This window comes from Rhodanobacter sp. PCA2 (assembly GCF_013620825.1).
Classification (GTDB): domain Bacteria; phylum Pseudomonadota; class Gammaproteobacteria; order Xanthomonadales; family Rhodanobacteraceae; genus Rhodanobacter_A.
Genome location: NZ_NJIC01000013.1, coordinates 1 through 20,650, shown reverse-complemented (window position 1 = coordinate 20,650; position 20,650 = coordinate 1). Strand labels below are relative to the sequence as shown.

19 protein-coding genes are annotated in these 20,650 nt (G+C 59.6%); 15 read left to right on the top strand and 4 right to left on the bottom strand.

What is annotated here, in order from left to right:
- Nucleotides 1–38 precede the first annotated feature (38 nt).
- From rfbF to PCA_RS05175, 11 genes are read left to right on the top strand one after another with little or no spacing between them, the layout of a single operon-like run.
- On the top strand, nt 39–809 hold the full coding sequence (rfbF, locus tag PCA_RS05225) for a glucose-1-phosphate cytidylyltransferase (protein ID WP_181301541.1): 771 nt from the start codon (nt 39–41) through the stop codon (nt 807–809).
- A complete protein-coding gene (gene rfbG / locus PCA_RS05220; RefSeq protein WP_219918554.1) occupies nt 800–1,888 on the top strand; it encodes a CDP-glucose 4,6-dehydratase in 1,089 nt (362 codons plus the stop codon). The genes rfbF and rfbG overlap by 10 nt, the downstream gene beginning before the upstream one ends.
- Nucleotides 1,885–2,436 carry a dTDP-4-dehydrorhamnose 3,5-epimerase family protein gene (locus tag PCA_RS05215; RefSeq protein ID WP_181301539.1) on the top strand — a complete coding sequence of 184 codons (552 nt, stop codon included), beginning with the start codon at nt 1,885–1,887 and terminating at the stop codon, nt 2,434–2,436. Before rfbG ends, PCA_RS05215 begins: the two co-directional genes overlap by 4 nt.
- A complete protein-coding gene (locus PCA_RS05210) occupies nt 2,433–3,656 on the top strand; it encodes a class I SAM-dependent methyltransferase (protein WP_181301538.1) in 1,224 nt (407 codons plus the stop codon). The genes PCA_RS05215 and PCA_RS05210 overlap by 4 nt, the downstream gene beginning before the upstream one ends.
- Entirely contained in the window at nt 3,653–4,780 is a 1,128-nt protein-coding gene (locus tag PCA_RS05205; protein ID WP_181301537.1) for a DegT/DnrJ/EryC1/StrS family aminotransferase, read from the top strand. The genes PCA_RS05210 and PCA_RS05205 overlap by 4 nt, the downstream gene beginning before the upstream one ends.
- 42 nt (nt 4,781–4,822) lie before the next feature.
- A complete protein-coding gene (locus PCA_RS05200) occupies nt 4,823–5,827 on the top strand; it encodes an ATP-grasp domain-containing protein (protein WP_219918552.1) in 1,005 nt (334 codons plus the stop codon).
- On the top strand, nt 5,824–7,047 hold the full coding sequence (locus PCA_RS05195; protein ID WP_181301535.1) for an NAD-dependent epimerase/dehydratase family protein: 1,224 nt from the start codon (nt 5,824–5,826) through the stop codon (nt 7,045–7,047). Before PCA_RS05200 ends, PCA_RS05195 begins: the two co-directional genes overlap by 4 nt.
- 22 nt (nt 7,048–7,069) lie before the next feature.
- A complete protein-coding gene (locus PCA_RS05190) occupies nt 7,070–7,852 on the top strand; it encodes a class I SAM-dependent methyltransferase (protein WP_181301534.1) in 783 nt (260 codons plus the stop codon).
- A 55-nt stretch (nt 7,853–7,907) separates the two neighbouring features.
- Nucleotides 7,908–8,684 carry a cephalosporin hydroxylase family protein gene (locus tag PCA_RS05185; protein ID WP_181301533.1) on the top strand — a complete coding sequence of 259 codons (777 nt, stop codon included), beginning with the start codon at nt 7,908–7,910 and terminating at the stop codon, nt 8,682–8,684.
- Nucleotides 8,685–8,693: 9 nt separating this feature from the next.
- Nucleotides 8,694–10,193: an oligosaccharide flippase family protein gene (locus tag PCA_RS05180; protein ID WP_181301532.1), complete on the top strand. Its 1,500-nt coding sequence runs from the start codon at nt 8,694–8,696 to the stop codon at nt 10,191–10,193.
- A 19-nt stretch (nt 10,194–10,212) separates the two neighbouring features.
- Nucleotides 10,213–11,421 carry a glycosyltransferase gene (locus PCA_RS05175; protein ID WP_181301531.1) on the top strand — a complete coding sequence of 403 codons (1,209 nt, stop codon included), beginning with the start codon at nt 10,213–10,215 and terminating at the stop codon, nt 11,419–11,421.
- Here the strand turns inward: PCA_RS05175 and PCA_RS05170 are convergent.
- From PCA_RS05170 to PCA_RS05155, 4 genes are all read right to left on the bottom strand, one after another.
- Nucleotides 11,413–12,399 (bottom strand): glycosyltransferase family 4 protein, encoded by a 987-nt coding sequence (locus tag PCA_RS05170; RefSeq protein WP_219918550.1) that lies wholly within the window; start codon nt 12,397–12,399, stop codon nt 11,413–11,415. The genes PCA_RS05175 and PCA_RS05170 overlap by 9 nt on opposite strands.
- A gap of 35 nt (nt 12,400–12,434) precedes the next feature.
- Nucleotides 12,435–13,175, bottom strand: coding sequence for a class I SAM-dependent methyltransferase (locus tag PCA_RS05165; RefSeq protein WP_181301529.1), 741 nt, complete (start codon nt 13,173–13,175; stop codon nt 12,435–12,437).
- Nucleotides 13,176–13,272: 97 nt separating this feature from the next.
- Complete coding sequence (locus PCA_RS05160) at nt 13,273–14,502, bottom strand: glycosyltransferase family 4 protein (RefSeq protein ID WP_181301528.1); 1,230 nt, start codon at nt 14,500–14,502, stop codon at nt 13,273–13,275.
- Complete coding sequence (locus PCA_RS05155) at nt 14,495–15,349, bottom strand: glycosyltransferase family 2 protein (protein WP_181301527.1); 855 nt, start codon at nt 15,347–15,349, stop codon at nt 14,495–14,497. Before PCA_RS05155 ends, PCA_RS05160 begins: the two co-directional genes overlap by 8 nt.
- Before the next feature lie 332 nt (nt 15,350–15,681).
- On the opposite strand from PCA_RS05155, the gene pilB reads away from it, so the two are divergent.
- The 4 genes from pilB (at nt 15,682) to coaE (ending at nt 20,345) form a co-directional block, all read left to right on the top strand.
- Nucleotides 15,682–17,391: a type IV-A pilus assembly ATPase PilB gene (gene pilB / locus PCA_RS05150; protein WP_304624776.1), complete on the top strand. Its 1,710-nt coding sequence runs from the start codon at nt 15,682–15,684 to the stop codon at nt 17,389–17,391.
- 149 nt (nt 17,392–17,540) lie between these two features.
- Nucleotides 17,541–18,815 (top strand): type II secretion system F family protein, encoded by a 1,275-nt coding sequence (locus PCA_RS05145; protein ID WP_181301525.1) that lies wholly within the window; start codon nt 17,541–17,543, stop codon nt 18,813–18,815.
- Nucleotides 18,816–18,870: 55 nt separating this feature from the next.
- A complete protein-coding gene (locus PCA_RS05140; protein ID WP_181301524.1) occupies nt 18,871–19,728 on the top strand; it encodes an A24 family peptidase in 858 nt (285 codons plus the stop codon).
- Nucleotides 19,725–20,345, top strand: coding sequence for a dephospho-CoA kinase (gene coaE, locus PCA_RS05135; protein ID WP_181301523.1), 621 nt, complete (start codon nt 19,725–19,727; stop codon nt 20,343–20,345). Before PCA_RS05140 ends, coaE begins: the two co-directional genes overlap by 4 nt.
- Nucleotides 20,346–20,650: the final 305 nt, after the last annotated feature.

Here is a 20,650-nt window from a genome sequence, read left to right as displayed (position 1 = left end):
CCATCGTTGCGGGATTGCCGCCCGAAGGTTCAGCACAAATGAAGGCAGTCATTCTTGCCGGCGGTTACGGAACGCGGATCAGCGAAGAGACCACGGTGCGCCCCAAGCCGATGATAGAGATCGGCGGCATGCCGGTGCTCTGGCACATCCTGAAGATTTATTCGCACCACGGCATAAACGACTTCATCATCTGCCTGGGCTACAAGGGCTACATGATCAAGGAGTACTTCGCCAACTACTTCCTGCACATGTCCGACGTCACCTTCGACCTGTCCACGAACAAGCTGGAAGTGCACCACAAGCATGCCGAACCCTGGCGCATCACCTTGGTCGACACGGGAGAGAAGACGCAGACCGGCGGCCGCCTCAAGCGCGTCGCCAGCTACCTGGATGACGGCACGTTCTTCTTCACCTATGGCGATGGCCTTGCCGACATAGACATCGGCGCGGAACTTGCCTTCCATCGCGAAAAGGGAACCCTGGCGACGATGTGCGCCGCGCAACCACCCGGGCGTTTCGGCGCCATCGATATCGAGGATCATCGCATCACGCGCTTTGAGGAAAAGCCGGCCGGCGATGGCACGTGGATCAACGGCGGATTCTTCATCCTCGAACCCACCGCACTCGGCTACATAGAGGGCGATGCAACGATCTGGGAGCGCCAGCCGCTTGAGCGCCTGGCACACGACGGGCAACTCTCGGCCTACACGCATCGCGGCTTCTGGCAGCCGATGGATACCTTGCGCGACAAAACCAGGCTCGAGGAGCTTTGGCAATCTGGCAACGCGCCATGGAAAGTATGGCCTTGAACCTGTTCGGCGACGTCTATGCCGGCCGGCGCGTGCTGGTGACCGGGCACACCGGCTTCAAGGGCTCCTGGCTGGCACTGTGGTTGCGCGCCCTTGGGGCACAAGTCACCGGCCTTGCGCTTGACCCGGATACGCAGCCTTCGCACTGGTCGCTGCTGGGGCTGGGTGATGACATCGCCGACCATCGAGTGGATTTGCGCGATGCGCAGGCCGTCTGCAGGATCCTCGACACCCATCGCCCCGAGATCGTTTTCCACCTCGCCGCGCAGCCACTGGTACGCCGCAGTTACCGCGATCCTGTGGGCACGTTCGCCACCAACGTCATGGGCCTGGTCAACCTGTTCGAGGCGATCCGCACCTGCCCGTCAATACGCGTGTTGGTCAACGCGACCACGGACAAGATCTATGCCGAGCACACACGCCCTGAGGGTTACCACGAAACCGACCCCGTGGGCGGCCACGACCCGTACAGCAGCTCCAAGGCCTGCGCAGAACTGGTATCGGACTGCTATCGCAAGAGTTACTTCAACGCTACGGATTCAATGGTGCGCATCGCCACCGCGCGGGCCGGCAATGTGATCGGCGGCGGCGACTGGGCCGAAGATCGCCTGGTACCGGATCTCGTGCGCGCAGCTGCTTTGAACCAATCGCTGCGGATCCGCAGTCCCTCGGCAATACGCCCCTGGCAGCATGTGCTGGAGCCTCTTTCGGGCTACCTGCGCCTCGGGCAACAACTTTGGAGTAGTGCGGATTTCGCCGGCGCATGGAACTTCGGCCCCGGTGCGTCGGGCGAAATCAACGTACAGCAACTCACTGCGAAACTCGGGACACACTGGCGCGCCTTGCAGATCGAGCTCGACCAAACCGCACAACCACATGAAGCTGCCATCCTGCGCCTGAACTGCGACAAGGCAGTGCGGGAGCTCGCCTGGCGCCCTGTATGGAGCATCGACACGGCGCTGACCAGAACCGCCGACTGGTATCGAGGCTTTCACGAATCCGGTCAGGTAGGCAGTACAGGCGATCTTGCTGCCTACATTGATGATGCCCGGCGACTGGGCCTTGAGTGGACGGCATGAAGCTGCGCCCCACACCGCTTGCCGGCCTGTATGAGATCCGCACTGCACCGGTCGGCGATACACGCGGGCGCTTCACACGCTTGTTCTGCGAACAGGAACTTGCTCCCATCCGGCGTGGCCTGCATTTCACCCAGATCAATCTCTCCGAGACCCATGGACTTGGCACTGTTCGTGGGTTGCACTACCAGACGCCACCCGCGGCCGAAGCCAAGCTGATCCGCTGCCTGCGCGGACGCGTGTACGACGTGGCGGTAGACTTGCGCATGGGCTCACCCACGCTCCTGCGCTGGCATGCACTGGAACTTGCCGAAGACAACGATCGGGCCGTGTTCATCCCCGAGGGCTTTGCCCATGGTTTCCAGACGCTGACCGACGAGGTCCACCTGCTCTACATGCATACTGCGCCATGGACACCAGCGTGCGAGGCCGGCCTGCGCCACGACGACCCACGCCTGGCAATTGCGTGGCCGAATGCCGTGGCGACGATTTCCGAACGGGATCGCAGTTACGCGTTCATCGATGAATCGTTCGCCGGGATGTGCCCATGAAATGCCGGTATTGCCACACCCTTTTGCACGACGTGTTTCTGGATCTCGGCAGCGCGCCGCCTTCCAATGCCTTTCTGGATCCTGCGGACATGGGTGCTCCGGAGCTGTATTTCCCGTTGCGACTTTACACCTGCAGCGATTGTCACCTCGTGCAAGTGGACGAAGTGCAGAAGCACGATGTGCTGTTTTCCAGCGACTACGTCTACTTCTCCTCCTACTCGCGTACCTGGTTGGCACATGCCGAACAGTACGTGGCTGACGTCACGGAACGGCTGAAACTTGGCTCGGACAGCCTGGTGATGGAAATCGCCTCCAACGACGGTTACTTGCTGCAATACGTCAAGGCACGCGGCATCCCGTGCATCGGCATAGAGCCGACTGCCGGCACGGCCGCTGCAGCGCGCAGGCGCGGCATCGAAACCGTGGAGCGATTCTTCGGCAACCATTTCGCGCAAGACTTCGCAGCAACTCGGCGAAAGGTCGACTTGGTCGTTGCCAACAACGTGCTGGCACACGTGCCCGACCTCAACGATTTCGTGGCCGGCCTTGCGGCAATACTGGCCCCTCAAGGCGTCATCACGATCGAATTTCCGCACCTGCTCCAACTGGTCGCCCAGCGGCAGTTCGATACCGTCTACCACGAGCACTTTTCCTACTTCTCGTTCCATACGGCGCAACGGATCTTCGCCAGCCACGGTCTGCGGATCTGGGATGTGGAGGAACTGCCCACGCATGGCGGATCGCTGCGTCTGTGGGCGTGCCATGCCGATACCGCTCGCGGCGAGACGCCCGCCATCGCAGCATTGCTGGACCGGGAATCCATGGCCGGCATGCTCGCCATGGATTACTACCACGGCTTCCAACCCTTGGCTGACGGCATCAAGAACGCCTTTCTCGCCTTCCTGCTCGACTGCAAGCGTAACGGCAAACAAGTCGTCGGCTACGGCGCAGCCGCCAAGGGCAACACCTTGCTCAACTACGCCGGCGTACGCCCCGACCTGCTCGGCTATGTGGTGGACGCATCGCCGCACAAGCAGGGTCGCCATCTGCCCGGCTCGCGCATCCCGGTAGTCGACGAAACGTACATCCGCGAAAGCCGCCCGGACTTCGTGGTGATCCTGCCATGGAATCTGCGCGAGGAAATCACCCAGCAGCTCGCCTATGTTCGAGAATGGGGCGGCAAGTTCGTTACGGCGATCCCACAATTGGTCGTGTCATGAGCATAGAAACTGAGAAAAGCCGCATCTACTACACCAAGCCATCGATCACGGACTTGGAAATCCATTACGCCACGGATGCCGCAGCAAACGGCTGGGGCGAACACTGCTACGAATACATCGATCGCTTCGAACGACTTTTCAGGGAACACCTCGGTGTTCAGCATGCCATCGCGACCTCAAGCGGGACCGGCGCACTGCACATGGGCATGGCCGCACTCGGCATCGGGCCTGATGACGAAGTCATCCTGGGTGACATCAACTGGATAGCCTCAGCGGCCCCTATCGTTCACCTCGGCGCTAAGCCGATACTAGTCGACGTGCTTCCTGATACTTGGTGCCTTGATCCGGCCGCCGTGGAAGCTGCTATCACGCCCCGTACCAAGGCAATCCTGGCCGTTCATCTCTACGGCAACCTTTGCGACATGGACACGCTCTCCGCCATAGCGCAAAAGCACGGGCTGTACCTCATCGAAGATGCTGCTGAAGCCATTGGCTCCATCTGGCATGGCAGACGTGCCGGCTCGATGGGAGTATTCGGTGCATTTTCATTCCACGGCACCAAGACCATTACCACTGGAGAAGGTGGCGTCTTCGTCACCGACGACGATGCGCTCTACGAGCGTGTCTTGACGCTGTCAAATCATGGTCGTGCCCGCGGTGAGTCCCGCCAATTCTGGCCGGAGCGCGTCGGTTTCAAGTACAAGATGTCAAATGTACAAGCAGCGATTGGATGTGCCCAGATGGAGCGGATCGACGAGCTAATCGCTGGCAAACGAGCTATCTTTTCAATGTACCAAAACGCGCTAGCTTCAGTCTCCGATCGTATTGCGATGAACCCGGAGAATGTCGCCACTCAAAATGGCTATTGGATGCCCACTGTGGTCTTTCTTTCCAATCTCACGTTCGATCGCGACGCTCTGTTGTTGGCATTCAAAGAAGATCGGATCGATGGACGCGTATTCTTCTGGCCAATCAGCGACTTGAACATAGAAGGTATTCAATGTCGTGTTCACACACCACGTGCCCACACCTTGTATCAACGAGCCGTGAACTTGCCGAGCTACCACAACATCACCTCGGACGAGATCGAACGCGTAGCTAACCTGATACGTGAGTTTGCCTGACTACCCTAGAATGCAATGATCAATTCTAATCCTCTCCACATCATGATCGCCGGCATCGGCGGGGCATCTCTTGGCACTGAAATTGGTAAGGCGCTACGTCTAGCCGGAAAATACCGTATCTATGGTTGTGATGTGTCCCCGACGGCATACGGTTTGTACGAGTCAGCCTTTGACAAAACGTTTCGGGTGGCACGTACCGACTATGTATCGAACGTGATTGACGCATGCCGCAAGACAAATACCAGCTGGTTGATTCCGGGCGGCGAGCAGCCAACGTCGTTACTTGGAGCGGCGTCAACGCAGATATCGCAGGCGGGTATCCAGCTATTAGCCAATGATGCCTCTATTATTACCGCCTTCTCCAACAAGCAACATGCATTCGAACGGCTGGCCAAGTACGGCTTTAGCATTCCTCGCACTATTCCAATCACCAGTGAAAGGGATATAGAGCAAATCGGCTTACCATGTATCGTCAAGCCCGCTGCCGGAAGCGGCGGAAGCGCCTCCGTATTTTTTGCCGTGAGCGTGGCAGAAGCGATGATCTACGCCGAGTTCATACGTCGCAGCGATAACATGCCGATTGTACAAGAGTACATAGACGACGCCGAGGGAGAATTTACGATTGGCGTGTTGTCGCTGTCTGATGGCAGGATAGCCGGCTCCGTCGCCTTGCGCCGCGCGTTGGACGCCAAGCTCTCAGTAGCGTACCGTGGCCGTGGTGGCGTGGTTTCAAGTGGATACTCGCAGGGGTACATTGGCGAATTCCCCGAACTCTGTGCTCAAGCTGAAAAGATTGCTCAAGGCATCGGCAGCCGTGGCCCCATTAACATACAGGGGCGTGTGCGCGACGGTATATTACTACCGTTTGAGATCAATCCACGCTTCTCGGCGTCAGTCTATCTACGCGCGTTGGCTGGCTTTAACGAAATCGACACACTAGTGCGTCACCTATGCACTGGCCAAGTACCGACTCGCCCCGTACTAAAGACCGGCTGGTATTTGCGCAGTCTAACCGAATGTTACGTCGCGGATGAACAGCTGAAATGACGATACGCTGGATTACTCCGCTGCTGGGCACAGCTCCCGCAATCGAATTGTTGAACTCAGATGCCGATATCCATATCGTGGATGTGCGGGATCTAGTTGATAAGGCTGGCAACCGCACGCACGTCATAGAAGAAAAAATCAAAATCGGCCAGAAGTTGCTGAGTGAAGGCAAAAAAACAGTAGTGTGCTGCGATTACGGCATTTCTCGTAGCAACGCAATAGCTGCCGGCATCTTGGCAGTCGTGGAAAACATCAGCCTAGAGGCAGCTGTCCGTCGTGTACAGCAAGCCACGAACGTAGGGGAAATCAAGGTAGAGCTACTACATGCAGTGCGCGCTGCGCTCGGCACTCATGTCGCGCCGTCTTCCCGACCTGCAAGACACGCGGTAATGGTGACGGGCGGTAACGGCTTCCTCGGCAAAGCAATTGTTGCCACGCTCGCCAGTAACATGCATGTGACCGCACCGTCACGGCACGAACTGGATGTATCACGCGGCAGTACGCAGATCGACGTAATAGCGGGCGAGACTGACTCGCGAACCATCGTGCACCTGGCCAGCCCGCGAGTCCAGACGTCAAACGTCGCAATGGGTTCGTCGATCACAATGTTGCGAAATATTATAGATGTCTGTATTGCGCGAAACATATCGCTTGTTTATCTGTCAGGCTGGGAAATCTACTCTGGCTATCGCGGCAGCGTGCTCGCCGACGAATCGCTGCCTCCTTTGCCTCGTGGCCCTTACGGAGAAACAAAATTCCTTTGCGAAACTCTGATTGAGCATTCCTGCAAGCACCTGGGCTTGCGTTGTGCACTGGTTCGCTCAGGCCCAATATATGGCCTCGGCGGCGATCGACCGAAGTTTATTTACAATTTTCTCGACAAAGCCCAGCGTAATGAAACCATCGTGACCCACCATTATCGTAATGGCGACCCGGCGCTAGACCTTCTTCATGTCAATGATCTGGTTAATTTGATCACGGACGTAGTACGAACAAACTTCACTGGAACTATTAACGCGGGGACGGGCATACTGACATCGACCCACGCAATCGCAAGTATGTTGATTTTGCTGACCGGCAGCACAAGCCGTATCGAGCGTATTGATATCGATGCTGACACAGCACGCATTGCCATGGACACCAGTCGCGCCCGCAGCTTATTTGGCTGGAATCATAAAGTATCATTTACAGAAGGACTTGCATCGTTGCTTGTGAAATAAGCCATTCGAAGGAACAAATGCAATGAATCAAGATGAAAAGCGTCTGCAGGAAACATTCACTTGGGCTCGTTCTCAAGTTTATTGTGATTACAATACGATCTTGGGCTACTACCAAGCGCAGGCCTGCCTTGAACACTCACGCGGCGACAGTCTGCTCGACATGCCTTGTGGTGATGCCACGCTAACCGCCATGCTGGCTCCGCGGTTCCGTCGCGTGGTCGGAGTGGATGCATCGGGCAAGCATCTTGAGCTGGCTCGAGCCACCTTGCCGAACGCAACTTTCCACGAGAAGCTGATAGAGGAGTTCGACACCAGCGAGCGCTTTTATACAGTCACTATGATCAACATTCTCGAACACGTTGTGGACCCTATTGCCGCGCTGCAAAAGGCCGCTAGCTTCATGAATGATGACGGCGTTTTGCTAGTACATGTTCCGAACGCTCGGGCCATCAACCGTCGCTTGGCAGTGCTGATGGGCACGCTCACGGAATGCGAAGAATTGTCGCCGTTTGATATTCAAGTTGTCGGCCACCGGCGCTCCTATACGCTGCAGACTCTTTGCGCAGACATTCGGCGCGCCGGGTTGCGGGTTACAGCCACTGGCGGCGTCTTTTACAAAATTCTATCCACCCCACAAATGGATTGGTTTCTAAAGAACGGACAGTGGGCAGGCAGTGATTTCGGCTGGGGTCGAGTGGGCGGTCCACAAAAAGACTGGAAGGCGGAGTTCTGCCGCGCATCCTATGAGATCGGAAAGGAACATCCCGAAGACTGCAATATCATCTATGCGTGCGTGACTCATTAAGAGTAAAGGACAAAACATTATTTTACCGCACTAAATATTTAGAGAGGTCATATCAATGAATCCAATCGAGGCGTTCAAGGCGCAAGTGGCAGCCAATATTGTAGCCTTGGGTAGTAACACCAAAGCCAGGCAGCTTTCGCGTGAATGGTCAGCTGTGACCAACCAAGACGGATATACGTATAATTTTTCCTGGCTCGGCCGGCCAATCATCCAGTACCCGCAGGATATGGTCGCGCTGCAGGAGCTGATATGGAAAGTACGACCTAATCTGATTATTGAAACAGGTATCGCTCATGGTGGCTCTTTGATTCTCAGCGCTTCAATGCTGGCGCTTCTCGACTATTGCGAAGCAATCGAGGCCAAGACTGTTCTTGATCCACTGAAGACATGTCGTCAAGTGATCGGTATTGACATTGACATTCGCGACCACAACCGGACCGCCATTGAAGCTCACCCAATGGCGCATAGAATCAATATGATCCAAGGATCATCAATCGCTGTCGAAGTCATTTCAAAAGTCCACAATGCGGCCAAAGGGTATGATCGAGTGCTGGTCATCCTAGACTCGAACCATACGCACGAACATGTACTTGCGGAGCTTGATGCATATACCCCCTTGGTGACGCACAACAGCTATTGCGTCGTCTTCGACACACTGATCGAAGACTTGCCAGCTGGGAGGTATCCGCATCGCCCTTGGGACGTGGGTAACAACCCGAAGACCGCAGTTCACGAATTCCTTTCCCGCAACGATGATTTCGAGATCGACGAGGACATGGAGGCCAAGTTGCTCATCACGGTCGCGCCGGGCGGCTATCTGCGTCGCCGTTAAACCTGACTTATGGCTGCGCTGCGTACCAACATCCTGTCCAATTACGCAGGGCAGGTATGGATGGCCGTCATGGGAGTGGCGTTTCTTCCCCTGTACACACGCATACTAGGCATGGAGGCGTTTGGGCTGGTCGGCCTGATGTTGAGCTTCCAGTCCATATCGCAACTGTTCGATTTCGGTATCGGGGGGGCAGCCAATCGCGAGCTTTCGAGGCGGGCACATGACGCCGCCGAGACCAACAGCGCACGGGACATGGTGCGCACGATGGAAGTCGTGATCTGGTCATTGACACTCTTCGTTGGCTTGGTCATCTGGCTATGCAGCGGTCCGATGGCCGATCACTGGTTGCATCTGCACGCCATGAAGCGCGACGAAGCGAGACACGCCATTATGATCATGGGCATTGCCATTGCCCTGCTCTGGCCCAGCTCGTTCTATGCCAACTGCCTCTCGGGTCTGGAAAAACAGCCGGCATTGAACCTCATCAACGTGGTATTCGCCACTTTGCGCAGTGCCGGTGTGCTGGTTGTGCTGTTATGGGTATCTCCAACCCTCAAGGCATTTCTGTGGTGGTATGCAGCAGTCGGCATCTGCCAATCGCTTATCACCGCCATGACCGTGTGGGGCACCCTGCCGTCGAGCGATCATCGTGCTCACTGGGCTAGCCACGAGCTCCGAAGCAGCAGCCGCTTTGCCGGCGGCCTTTTTGTCATCGGTGTCTTGGCTATGGGGGTAAGCCAGCTCGATCGTCTGAGCATGGCGACCCTGCGTCCATTAGAGGAGCTTGGCTACTACACGCTGGCGTTGAGCGTGGCTGCGGGGTTGGGCCGCATGGTGTTGCCGATGTTCAACGCGCTCTATCCTCGCTTCAGTCGTTTGATCGCACGTGGCCACTACAAAGAGCTTCGCGATCTATATCATTTGAGCAGCCAGTGTCTCGCGGTGGTAATTGCTGCAGTGGCGTCGGTATTGATCGTGTACGCACATGATATGTTGTTCCTTTGGACTGGCAATGAAAATCTGGCAAACAGGGTTGCTCCCCCACTCATGATTCTCGTAGCAGGGTCTGCGCTTAATGGAATTATGAATATTCCCTATGCACTGCAACTGTCCAACGGCTGGACTCGCCTGGCTATAGCGCTTAATACGCTGTCCCTGCTGGCTGGAATTCCATTGAGCTTGTGGGGTGTTCATCGTTATGGAATGGCTGGTGCGGCAAGCATATGGCTTCTCGCCAATCTTGTCTCGGTTGTTATCGGAATACCGATCATGCATCGCCGCCTGTTGCGAGGGGAAATGGTTCACTGGTATCTAAAGGACATCATCCCACCCATACTTGCAGCCATATCGACAACATTGATCCTTCGGCTGTTCCTGTCTCCACTACCGCGCTCGATGACGGGCATAGCGATATTTGGCTTCATCAGTCTCATGGTGTTGACCGCAAGTGCCATGGCTTCTAAAGCAGTTCGCGGAATGGCGCGAAGCTGGTTTACTTACGTCGCCTGAATACATACCGGTCAAACATATGACTGAGCCGAAAATAACCATCGTCATTCCCACACGCGAGCGCTGCGATGTGCTTGAGTCATCATTGCGCACAGCGACCGCACAAGATTACGAAAACCTGGAAATTATCGTCAGCGATAATTACAGTAGCGACGATACGGCGAACGTAGTGCAACGAGCGAACGATCGCCGTGTCCGTTACTTAAATACTGAAAAGCGCTTGAGCATGTCCCACAATTGGGAATTTGCTTTGTCGCACGTCGATGATGGCTGGGTCACCTTCATGGGCGATGATGATGGGTTATTGCTTGGTTCGATTTCATCCGTAGCAGACATCATTTGCGCGACTAATGCGAAGGCCATCAGATCGAACTTCTGTACGTACGACTGGCCTGGCGTGAACGGGCAAGATCACGGCCAGCTTATCGTTCCATTGGGCAACAGCATAGAAATACGCAAAGCGGATCTATGGCTATCCAAAGTCATGCATGGACGCGCAAAGTATAGTCAGTTACCAATGATCTATAACGGCGGGTTTATCCACATGTCCGTCCTTAGGGGGATCGTGAAAAACACCGGATCCTATTTTCTGTCTGCCAATCCAGATGTTTATTCAGCGATTGCCATATCAAGAAGCATCAATCACTACGTATACGTTGACACTCCCTTTGCCGTCAGCGGCACCTCAAAACACAGCAACGGACATTCGAATTTTTCGGTCACGAGTCAGCGAAATGATACACCGCGTAAGCAATTCTCCAGCGAAGGAAATATTCCCTTCCACGCCGATATGCCACTTTGCACCGACGGCAGCTACCCCCGCTCTCTGCAAGCCTGTGTCTACGAGGCGTACTTGCAATCGGAGGCGCTTGGCAAGCACGTACCCGGGGTGACCGCAGAACAGCAACTTAGAATAATCATGGCGACCTCGGGGAAGCATCGCTCCTCGATTATGGAGTGGGGTAAACTTTTTGCAGAGATGCATGGCATCTACTATGCGGACGTAAAACGGTCAGCCGAGAGAAAACGCTATCAATTGCAGTCACTTGCTACCGCAAGAAAGATACTCAACGCTGCAAATTCGATAATCACTGAGTCCTTGCCGATTAACAATATTCACGAAGCCAGCGTCGCCGCATCAGCGATTATGTTACGCCCAGGAAGGATGGATAGCGCCCGGTTCTTAGCCAAACAGGCGATCCATCTGACAAGAAGTTGGTTACGCTGAACCTATGGAACGATAGAGATCGAGATACGCATCGATCATCAGGCGGATGTCAAAACGCTCCCCGCAAACTTTACGGGCAGCATGTGACATCGCCATCGTCCGCGCAGAATCGACGGCAAGAGCCCGTATCGAAGCAGCAAACGCAACCACATCGTCCGGCGGGCACAGAATTCCCGTAACGTCATCCTCGATCACCTCCGCCAACGACGAACCGCGGGTGGCAACCACGGGTAAGCCACATGCCATAGCTTCGCTAGCGACCATACCGAACCCCTCACTGCGTGACGGGAACAGTAAAACATCGGCGCGCTGCATGGCCGTAATCACACCGTCTCGACTTAGCCTGCCGAGATCATGCATGTTGTCAGGCATCCCGGCGCAGTCACGCGTTGCCGCTGCCTCCCCCGTATAATGCAATACAAAGTCCTCGCCAAGCTCACGCATGATGGGGGCAAGCAGGTCCACCCCTTTGAGTGACTTCCAACCACCCACGTAGAGCAGGCGAAAGGGTTTGTCTGACGCGGCTGCGCGATTGCCGGGATTGAAGCGCTCTACGTCCACCCCGTTGTAAATAACGTCGATTGGTACGTCCAGCAGGGTACGCCTCGCCGTTTCAGCAACAAAACGACTGACTGCGACAACCCGATCGGCACGACGTAGCACCCGGCGCTCAATTGGCACAAACCAGCAACGATGGTAGACCGCTCGCACCACGCCTTTGTATGGGCGTACCGCTGGGTCGTGCATGGAATGATGAAGCGTAGCCACGACAGGCAAGTGTTCTGGAAGAAAGCGGGGATGAAGCCAAGTGTTGACGTGTACCACGCTTGCCCAATGCGGCGGAGAATGCTTTCGAACCGTCCACGGGGCGTACTCGGCTCGCAAAGGTAGCCAGGTGACTTCAGCGCGAATACCGCGACTGATCAGCCCTGCGACGAGCTGCTCCGTAAACACTTCGGTTCCGGTGCCCGTGCGCACGGTCGGGAACCATACGGCTACAGCGCGCCCAGCGCTCATATCGTTGCGTGCTCGACGCGATAGATCAACGTCGGAATGATGTGTCTGAGTGGGCGCAGCAATGCGTCAGGCGTCATTCGCAAAACGCGGGCCCCGACTGAGTTTTGGCGCTCGATCTCGAGAGTCTCACGCCACGCCTCGACGCAAAGATTTTGATACCGGAAGTGAGCAGTCGCGAGCATGTGTTCCAACTGACGCATCTGCAACGGTTCGCAATCGTAATTCGTTCCCTTACGCATCAGACGCAGGTACGGCGTGCGCCAAGCATGCGGCCACCAGCTCAGAAATTTCAGCCGGTAATGCGGTTCGGTCAGCATCCATCGATTCGGCACCGCCAGATAGCCGATGCCTTCAGGTCGCAGTACCCGATGGATCTCGGCGAGGTGCTTGGCTTGCGCGGCGGCATCGCCCACGTGCTCAATGACGTGGTTTGTTATGACGACGTCGAACGATGCGTCGGGAAATGGGAGGTCTACGTCGCGCACCAACATGTACGTATAACCATGGGCGATCAGACGGCTGTCAACCACGTCCACGGCCGTGACTTCGCAATGCAGGTCAGGGTGCGTGGCGAAATAATGGGCAATGCCGCCTGAGCCTGCACCAACTTCCAGCAGGCGAATGGGCTGCGGACGAGCAGCAAGTCCCAACAGTCGCTCGATCTTCAAGGCCTTCCAGTTGCGCGAAGGGAGGTCGAGTACGGCGTGTGGTTGGCGCTCGGAAAGTGTGGCAGTCATGAGCAGGCATGAAAACGATAGTGATTCGACAGCAACATGCGGCTAGCCCCTCCCGCGTTTCACCAACCATGCTCGTCCGACACAAGCGTCGGATCGGTCAACTTTCATTCTGCCCGAGCAAGACGCGAAACATCCGTCCCCCGAAAATCGGCCACGCAAATTCGCGTGAAAATTCGACACAGGACAAGCGCATGGTCTCGCGGTTGGCCAGCGTATCCAGCACGGCATCCGCAAAAGCATCGTAGTCTCCGGCAGCAATCAAGCGTCCCGACCGACCCTCTGCGACGGCATCAACCACTCCACCAGTTGCAAAGGCAACGCTTGGCAGACCATGCGCTGCGGCCTCGACTGCCACCATACCAAACCCCTCCGGATCACCGGGAATATAGCGTATGGGGAAGACATGCACGTTTGAGGAGAGGTATAGGTCGACGAGTTCGGCATCAGTAACTTTCCCAATGACCAAGACGTTCAAACCGACTCCCGCTGTATCGGCTGCGGCACGAATGGACTCGGGCGCCTGTGTTTCGGCATGAAGCGCCTGCGTGGGTGCATCCCCAGCAACTATCAGCATTGCGTCAGGGCGCGCGGCCACGATGCGAGGCATGGCGCGACTCACGAACTCGCGCAGCCCCTTGCGAGCAGACAAACGACCGACCGACAACAGCAGGGGACGATTGCCAAGACGATATTTCTGGCGAGGCTGTGCTGCTCTTCCAGACGGAAACGTACCTGCTGCAGGAGCGCCACATTCAGGCTTCAGCTGGAGTGACGATCCAGATTCCCTCTCGGACTGGCCAACTGCCTCAGCAGGCAAATCCACGCCTGGATGCACGACAGTGATGCGGGCGGGCGCCACGCCTGAACAACGGCAAAGTTCGGCCGTGGCATGGCTGTTGGCAACGACGCAATTCATGCCACGGATCGCGCGCAACCAGATAGCGCGGTAGGCTGGATGCCTTGCTGCCACATCGAGGCCGTGCACGTAAACACAGGTCTCCGCCCCACATAACCGGGCGGCAGATCGGGCGATGGGCGCAGTCAGGCCACTGCCTGCAAGCACGATGTGGGGTTTCCATGACCGCGCTTCTCCCCGTGCCAGCCGCCATGTCTGCAGCAGGAAGCTCCACAACGGCCGCAGCGGCGCTTCACGCACGGTCACGCTGGGCGGCGCCAGCGCAGCGGAACCAAAAGGACCGATCACACGTACGTCGGCAAACCTCGACAACTCTTCGGCCATATGCCAATTGAGCCGTTCCATGCCACCCACCAATGGCGGGAGATTGCGGGTCACCAGCAGAATGCGCTGCCGCCGCGGCTCAGGCATCTCGACGATACGTCAACGCGGTGATCTGTTCCGACACTAGCCCGATCAGGAACACGATCGCCGCGCCGCTCCAAAGCAGCGTGCTGCCATTGGTGAGGCGACCGTCATGCATGAAGGTCCAGGCGTAATTCGCGCAGCCAAGCAGGAAAAACAGTGCACTCGCCGGCACGAACAGTTTGAGCGGCGAGTACAACGTGGCGATCTTGAAGATGATCAGCAGGAAGCGGATACCGTCCTTGATCGGCTTGATATGGCTCTTTCCCACTCGTTGCGCCGCCTTGATCGGCACATAGGCCACCGGATAGGCGCTGCGGAAGAACGCCATGGTGCTGGTGGTGGGGTAGCTGAAGCCGTTGGGCAGCAGGTACAGGAACTCGCGGAACTTGTCCGCCCGTACCGCGCGGAAACCCGAGGTGAGGTCGGCGACCTGATGGCCGGTCATGCGGGTGGCCAGCCAGTTGTACAAGCTGTTGGCCACGCCGCGCCCCACGCCGGCCTGGCTGCTCCAATCGCGTGCGCCGACCACCATGTCGTAGCCTTCGCCCAGCTTGGCCAGCAGGCGCGCCACGTCGGCGGCGTCGTGCTGGCCGTCGCCGTCCATGAACACCAGCACCTCGCCTTCGGCCGCCCGTGCCCCGCGCTTGATCGACGCGCCGTTGCCCATCGAGTACGGCGAGGAAAGGCAGGCGACCCCGGCTTCGGCGCAGATCCGGCGCGTATCGTCGGTGGACCCGTCGTCCACCACGGTGATCTCGGCCTCGGGGTGGGCGGCACGCAGGCGCGGCAGCAGCTCTGCCAGTGCGGGGGCTTCGTTCTTGGCGGGCAGGATGATGCTGAGGTGGTTCAACGGCGGGTTCCCCTGGTCTCGGCGAATCATAACGTGAAGCTGGCACCACGACTGTGGCCCATGAATCTGTTCGATGCCCCCTGATGGCACGCGCCGGGATTTGTCAGCGAACAAACCATGCCGGAACCAAAGGCACCCCACCCCAACCCTCCCCTGCAAGCAGGGGAGGGAGTTTCCGTCCGGGCTTCGCTCTTCCCTCGCTTGGGAAGCAAGCACCTCGTTTGGAGACTGGGACGACATGCAAGCCGCCATTTTGCGGATGACCTGCGGGGCGGACTGGGGTAGATTCGGCTCCAGCAAGGCTCGGGGGCCGCCATTCCATGTCAACTGCAATGCAAACGCCACACGCGGGCCTGACCGGCCTTGCGCGCCGACTGGTAGCCGAGGGGCTGTTGCCGGAGGCCGACGCGCGTCGTGCCGTGCTGGAGAGCAACCAGCAGCGCGTCACCCTCACTTCATGGCTGCTGGACCAGAACATGGTCGACGGCCTGCGCCTGCTGCGACTGTCCTCGCTGGAATTCGGCATGCCGATGCTGGACGTCACCGCGCTGAATCCCGCGCAGTTGCCGGTCAATCTGATCAGCGAGGCCTTGCTGACCAAGCATCGCGCCCTGCCCCTGTTCCGGCGCGGCAAGCGCCTGTTCGTGGGCATCGCCGACCCCATGCAGCTGGATGCGCTGGAGGAGATCAAGTTCCATTCCAATTGCATGGTGGAACCGATCCTGGTCGAGCGCGGCCAGCTCAACCGCACCATCGACATTGCCCTCAGCAGCATGCACGACGTCATGCCCGACATGGGCGGCGACGATCTCGACGGGCTGGACGCCGAAGGCGGCGATGTCGAGGAAAGCGGCGGCGGCATCGACGCCAACGCGAACGACGATGCGCCGGTGGTGAGGTTCGTCAACAAGATCCTGGTGGACGCCATCAAGCGTGGGGCCTCGGACATCCATTTCGAGCCGTTCGAGAGCCAGTATCGCGTCCGGCTGCGCATGGACGGCATGCTGCGGGCGGTGGCCAGCCCCCCGCTGAAGCTGGCCAGCCGCATCGCCTCGCGCCTGAAGGTGATGGCGCAGCTCGACATCGCCGAGAAGCGCGTGCCGCAGGACGGCCGCATCAAGCTCAATCTCAGCAAGAGCCGCGCCATCGACTTCCGCGTCAGCACGCTGCCCACGCTGTTCGGCGAGAAGATCGTGCTGCGTATCCTCGACGGCTCGGCCGCGAAGATCGGTATCGAGAAGCTGGGCTACGAGCCCGGGCAGCAGAAGCTCTACGTGGACGCCATCCACAAGCCCTACGGCATGGTGCTGGTCACCGGCCCCACCGGTTCGGGCAAGACGGTGTCGCTGTACACCGGCCTCAACATGCTGAACACCGCGGAGCGCAACATCTCCACGGTGGAGGACCCGGTGGAAATCCGCGTCGAGGGCATCAACCAGGTGCAGCAGAACGTCAAGCGCGGCATGACCTTCGCCAGCGCGCTGCGCTCCTTCCTGCGCCAGGATCCGGACGTGATCATGGTGGGCGAGATCCGCGACCTGGAAACCGCCGAGATCGCGATCAAGGCCGCGCAGACCGGCCACATGGTGCTGTCCACCCTGCACACGAACGACGCGGCGCAGACCGTGGCGCGCCTGATGAACATGGGTATCGCGCCCTACAACATCACCTCGTCGGTCACCTTGATCATCGCCCAGCGCCTGGCCCGGCGCCTGCACAGCTGCAAGAAGCCGCAGGCGCTGCCGCCCCAGGTGCTGCTGGCAGCCGGCTTCACCCAGCAGGAGGTCGACGAAGGCCTCACCCTGTACGAGGCGGCGGGCTGCGACGAGTGCAACGAGGGCTACAAGGGGCGGGTGGGCATCTACCAGGTGATGCCCATGCTGGAGGACATCCAGAAGATCGTCCTGCAAGGCGGCAATGCGCTGCAGATTGCCGAGGCGGCCCGGGCTGCCGGCATCAACGACCTGCGGGCCTCGGCCCTGCTCAAGGTGAAGCAGGGCCTGACCAGCCTCAGCGAGATCGACCGGGTGACCAAGGATTGAGCAGGCCGGCGTCCGACCTGCGACCGGATCGGCGACCAAGCTGAGGCCGCCGCCACGGTTTGGGCGCCCGAAAATGCCCTAAGCTTCGACAGCAGAACGATTCCGCACCCTGACCGGGCTGCCGGAACGCACCATCCAAGGGGAAGGACATGGCCACGGCAACCGCTACCGCAAAGCAGGACCCACGGGCGCTTGGCGCCGAGCGCACCGCGGTCAGCAAGCTCACCGTTTACGAGTGGGTGGCGCTGGACAAGCGCGGCAAGCGGATGAAAGGCGATATGCCGGCGAAGAACGCCTCGCTGGTGAAGGCCGAGCTACGGCGCCAGGGCATGAACCCGCAGACCGTGCGGGAGCGCGCCAAGCCGCTGTTCGGCTCCGCCGGCAGTGCGGTCAGGCCGCGCGACGTGGCCGTGTTCAGCCGCCAGATCGCCACCATGATGACCTCGGGCGTGCCCATGGTGCAGTCCTTCGACATCATCGCCGATGGCCAGAAGAACGTCCGCTTCAAGAACATGCTGGTGGACGTGAAGCAGGGCCTGGAGGGCGGCCAGGCGCTGCATGAGGCGCTGGGCCGTTACCCGGTGCAGTTCGACGAGCTGTACCGCAACCTGGTGCGCGCGGGCGAGGCCTCCGGCGTGCTGGATACGGTGCTGGACACCGTGGCCACCTACAAGGAACGCACCGAGGCGCTGAAGAAGAAGATCAAGAAGGCGCTGTTCTACCCGATCATGGTGGTGGCGGTGGCCTTCCTGGTCAGCATGATCATGCTGCTGTTCGTGGTGCCGGTGTTCGCCCAGACGTTCAAGGATGCCGGGGCCGCCCTGCCCGCCCCCACCCAGGTGGTGATCAGCGCCTCGGAATTCATGAAGAGCTGGTGGTGGCTTATCTTGATCATCATCATCGGCAGCGTGGTTGGCCTGGTGGCGGGCAAGCGCCGCTCGGTGAAGTTCGCCCATTTCCTGGATCGCGTGACGCTGAAGCTGCCCGTTTTCGGCAAGATCATGCGCGAGTCGGCAATCGCCCGCTTCGCGCGCACCCTGGGTGTGACCTTCCACGCCGGCGTGCCCTTGGTAGAGGCGCTGGATTCGGTCTCGGGCGCCACCGGCAGCGTGGTCTACGGCGATGCGGTGAAGCAGATCCGCGACGACGTCTCGGTGGGCCACCAGTTGCAGCTGGCGATGCGGCAGACCGGGCTGTTCCCGAACATGGTGGTGCAGATGACCGCGATCGGCGAGGAATCCGGTTCGCTGGACAGCATGCTGTTCAAGGTGGCCGAGTTCTACGAGGAAGAGGTGGAGAACGCAGTCGACACCTTGTCCACCCTGCTCGAGCCCATGATCATGGTGATCCTGGGCGTGGTGGTGGGCGGCATGGTGGTTTCCCTGTACCTGCCGATCTTCAAGCTGGCCGGTACCGTCGGCTGACGCGGGGAAGCTCTACCCCTAAGCTTGAGCGCCCCGCTGCCGCCAACCCACACGCATGCCCGACCTGCCCCCGTACGCCTGGATCGCCCTCGCCGCCGTGCTCGGCCTGCTGGTGGGCAGCTTCCTCAACGTGGTGATCCTGCGCCTGCCCGAGCGCATGGCCGCCGAGTGGCGGCGCGAGGCTCGCGACGTGCTGGAACTGGACGGCGTGGACGAGGCCTTGCCCCCCGGCATCGTGCGCGAACGCTCGCACTGTCCGCACTGCAAGCACCCGCTGTCGGCCGCGGACAACATCCCCCTGTTCGGCTGGCTGCTGCTGCGCGGCCGTTGCCGCTACTGCAAAGCGAAGATCTCGATCCAGTACCCGCTGGTGGAACTGCTGAGCGGCGTGCTCAGCGCCATCGTGGTGTGGAAGCTCGGCCCGACCTGGACCGCGCTGGCCGGGCTGGGATTCACCTGGACGCTGATCGCGCTGTCCGGTATCGATTTCCGTACCCAGCTGCTGCCCGACCAACTGACCTTGCCGCTGCTGTGGCTGGGCCTGCTGCTGGCGTTGAAGCCCATGTTCGTGGCCGCGCCCACCGCGATCCTCGGCGCGGCCATCGGCTACCTCAGCCTGTGGAGCGTGTACTGGCTGTTCAAGCTGCTCACCGGCAAGGAAGGCATGGGCCACGGCGATTTCAAGCTGCTCGCGGCACTGGGCGCCTGGATGGGGCCGTTGGCGATCCTGCCTATCGTGCTGCTGTCCTCGCTGATCGGAGCGCTGGTGGGCGGCAGCCTGATCGCGCTGCGCCGGCACGAGCACGGCGTGCCGATGCCGTTCGGCCCGTTCATCGCGATGGCCGGCTGGGTGTGGTTCGTGGCCGGCGACGGTCTGCTGCAGGCCTACCTGCAGCTGACCGGGTTGCGGTGAGTCCCGCCCCGCGAAGCTACGTCGTCGCCCTCACCGGGGGCATCGCCGCCGGCAAGAGTGCGGTGACCCGCCGCTTCGCCGCGCTGGGCGTACCGGTGCACGACGCTGACGTGGCTGCGCGCGAAGTGATCGCGCCGGGCAGTGAAGGCCTGGCCGCCGTGGTCGCCGCCTTCGGCGACGAGGTGCTGGATGCCGAAGGCGGCCTGGACCGGCCGGCGATGCGCCGCCGCGTGTTCGCGGATCCGGCAGCACGGCATAGGCTGGAAGCCATCATCCATCCCCGCGTGCGCCACTGGCTGCACGAGCGCGCGCTGGCCGATACCACGCCCTACTGCCTGCTGGCGATCCCCCTGCTGGTCGAGAACATCACGCACTACCGCTGGGTCGACCGCATACTGCTGGTCGATGCGCCGGTGGAACAGCAACTGGCCCGGTTGATCGCACGCGACGCCATCGACGAGACGCTGGCCCAGCGCATGCTGGCGCAACAGGCGCGCCGCGAAGAGCGGCTGGCGCCCGCCCACGATGTGATCGACAACAGCGGCGACGAGGACGCGCTGGACGCGGCGGTGCTGGCGCTGCATCAGCGCTATCTGGCGCTGGCCGCGACCCGGTAGCACCTCCCGCTCAATACCTTCCCCTGCCTGAAGGGGAGGCCAGGGCATGCCGAACGACCCCACCCCAGCCCTCCCCTGCAAGCAGGGGAGGGAGCAAGGCGGCGCTGGCTACGAGCCACCAGCTCCGCGCGATCAATACCTCCCCCTGCTTGCAGGGGAGGCCAGGAGGGGGGGTGCTTTTGCGGCTTGCGATCATGCCGAGCCTCCCCACCCCAGCCCTCCCCTGCAGGCAGGGGAGGGAGCAAGGCGGGGCTGGCTACGAGCCACCAGTTCCGCGCGATCAATACCTCCCCCTGCTTGCAGGG

What these genes read in the sequence shown, in the direction of transcription:
- PCA_RS05160 (WP_181301528.1), bottom strand. Translation starts at nt 14,502, where the DNA reads ATGCCTGAGCCGCGGCGGCAGCGCATTCTGCTGGTGACCCGCAATCTC.
- PCA_RS05215 (WP_181301539.1), top strand. Translation starts at nt 1,885, where the DNA reads ATGAAGCTGCGCCCCACACCGCTTGCCGGCCTGTATGAGATCCGCACT.
- pilB (WP_304624776.1), top strand. Translation starts at nt 15,682, where the DNA reads ATGCAAACGCCACACGCGGGCCTGACCGGCCTTGCGCGCCGACTGGTA.
- PCA_RS05165 (WP_181301529.1), bottom strand. Translation starts at nt 13,175, where the DNA reads ATGACTGCCACACTTTCCGAGCGCCAACCACACGCCGTACTCGACCTC.
- PCA_RS05200 (WP_219918552.1), top strand. Translation starts at nt 4,823, where the DNA reads ATGATCGCCGGCATCGGCGGGGCATCTCTTGGCACTGAAATTGGTAAG.
- PCA_RS05190 (WP_181301534.1), top strand. Translation starts at nt 7,070, where the DNA reads ATGAATCAAGATGAAAAGCGTCTGCAGGAAACATTCACTTGGGCTCGT.
- PCA_RS05195 (WP_181301535.1), top strand. Translation starts at nt 5,824, where the DNA reads ATGACGATACGCTGGATTACTCCGCTGCTGGGCACAGCTCCCGCAATC.
- PCA_RS05180 (WP_181301532.1), top strand. Translation starts at nt 8,694, where the DNA reads ATGGCTGCGCTGCGTACCAACATCCTGTCCAATTACGCAGGGCAGGTA.
- rfbF (WP_181301541.1), top strand. Translation starts at nt 39, where the DNA reads ATGAAGGCAGTCATTCTTGCCGGCGGTTACGGAACGCGGATCAGCGAA.
- PCA_RS05205 (WP_181301537.1), top strand. Translation starts at nt 3,653, where the DNA reads ATGAGCATAGAAACTGAGAAAAGCCGCATCTACTACACCAAGCCATCG.
- PCA_RS05140 (WP_181301524.1), top strand. Translation starts at nt 18,871, where the DNA reads ATGCCCGACCTGCCCCCGTACGCCTGGATCGCCCTCGCCGCCGTGCTC.
- PCA_RS05175 (WP_181301531.1), top strand. Translation starts at nt 10,213, where the DNA reads ATGACTGAGCCGAAAATAACCATCGTCATTCCCACACGCGAGCGCTGC.
- PCA_RS05210 (WP_181301538.1), top strand. Translation starts at nt 2,433, where the DNA reads ATGAAATGCCGGTATTGCCACACCCTTTTGCACGACGTGTTTCTGGAT.
- PCA_RS05145 (WP_181301525.1), top strand. Translation starts at nt 17,541, where the DNA reads ATGGCCACGGCAACCGCTACCGCAAAGCAGGACCCACGGGCGCTTGGC.
- rfbG (WP_219918554.1), top strand. Translation starts at nt 800, where the DNA reads ATGGCCTTGAACCTGTTCGGCGACGTCTATGCCGGCCGGCGCGTGCTG.
- PCA_RS05185 (WP_181301533.1), top strand. Translation starts at nt 7,908, where the DNA reads ATGAATCCAATCGAGGCGTTCAAGGCGCAAGTGGCAGCCAATATTGTA.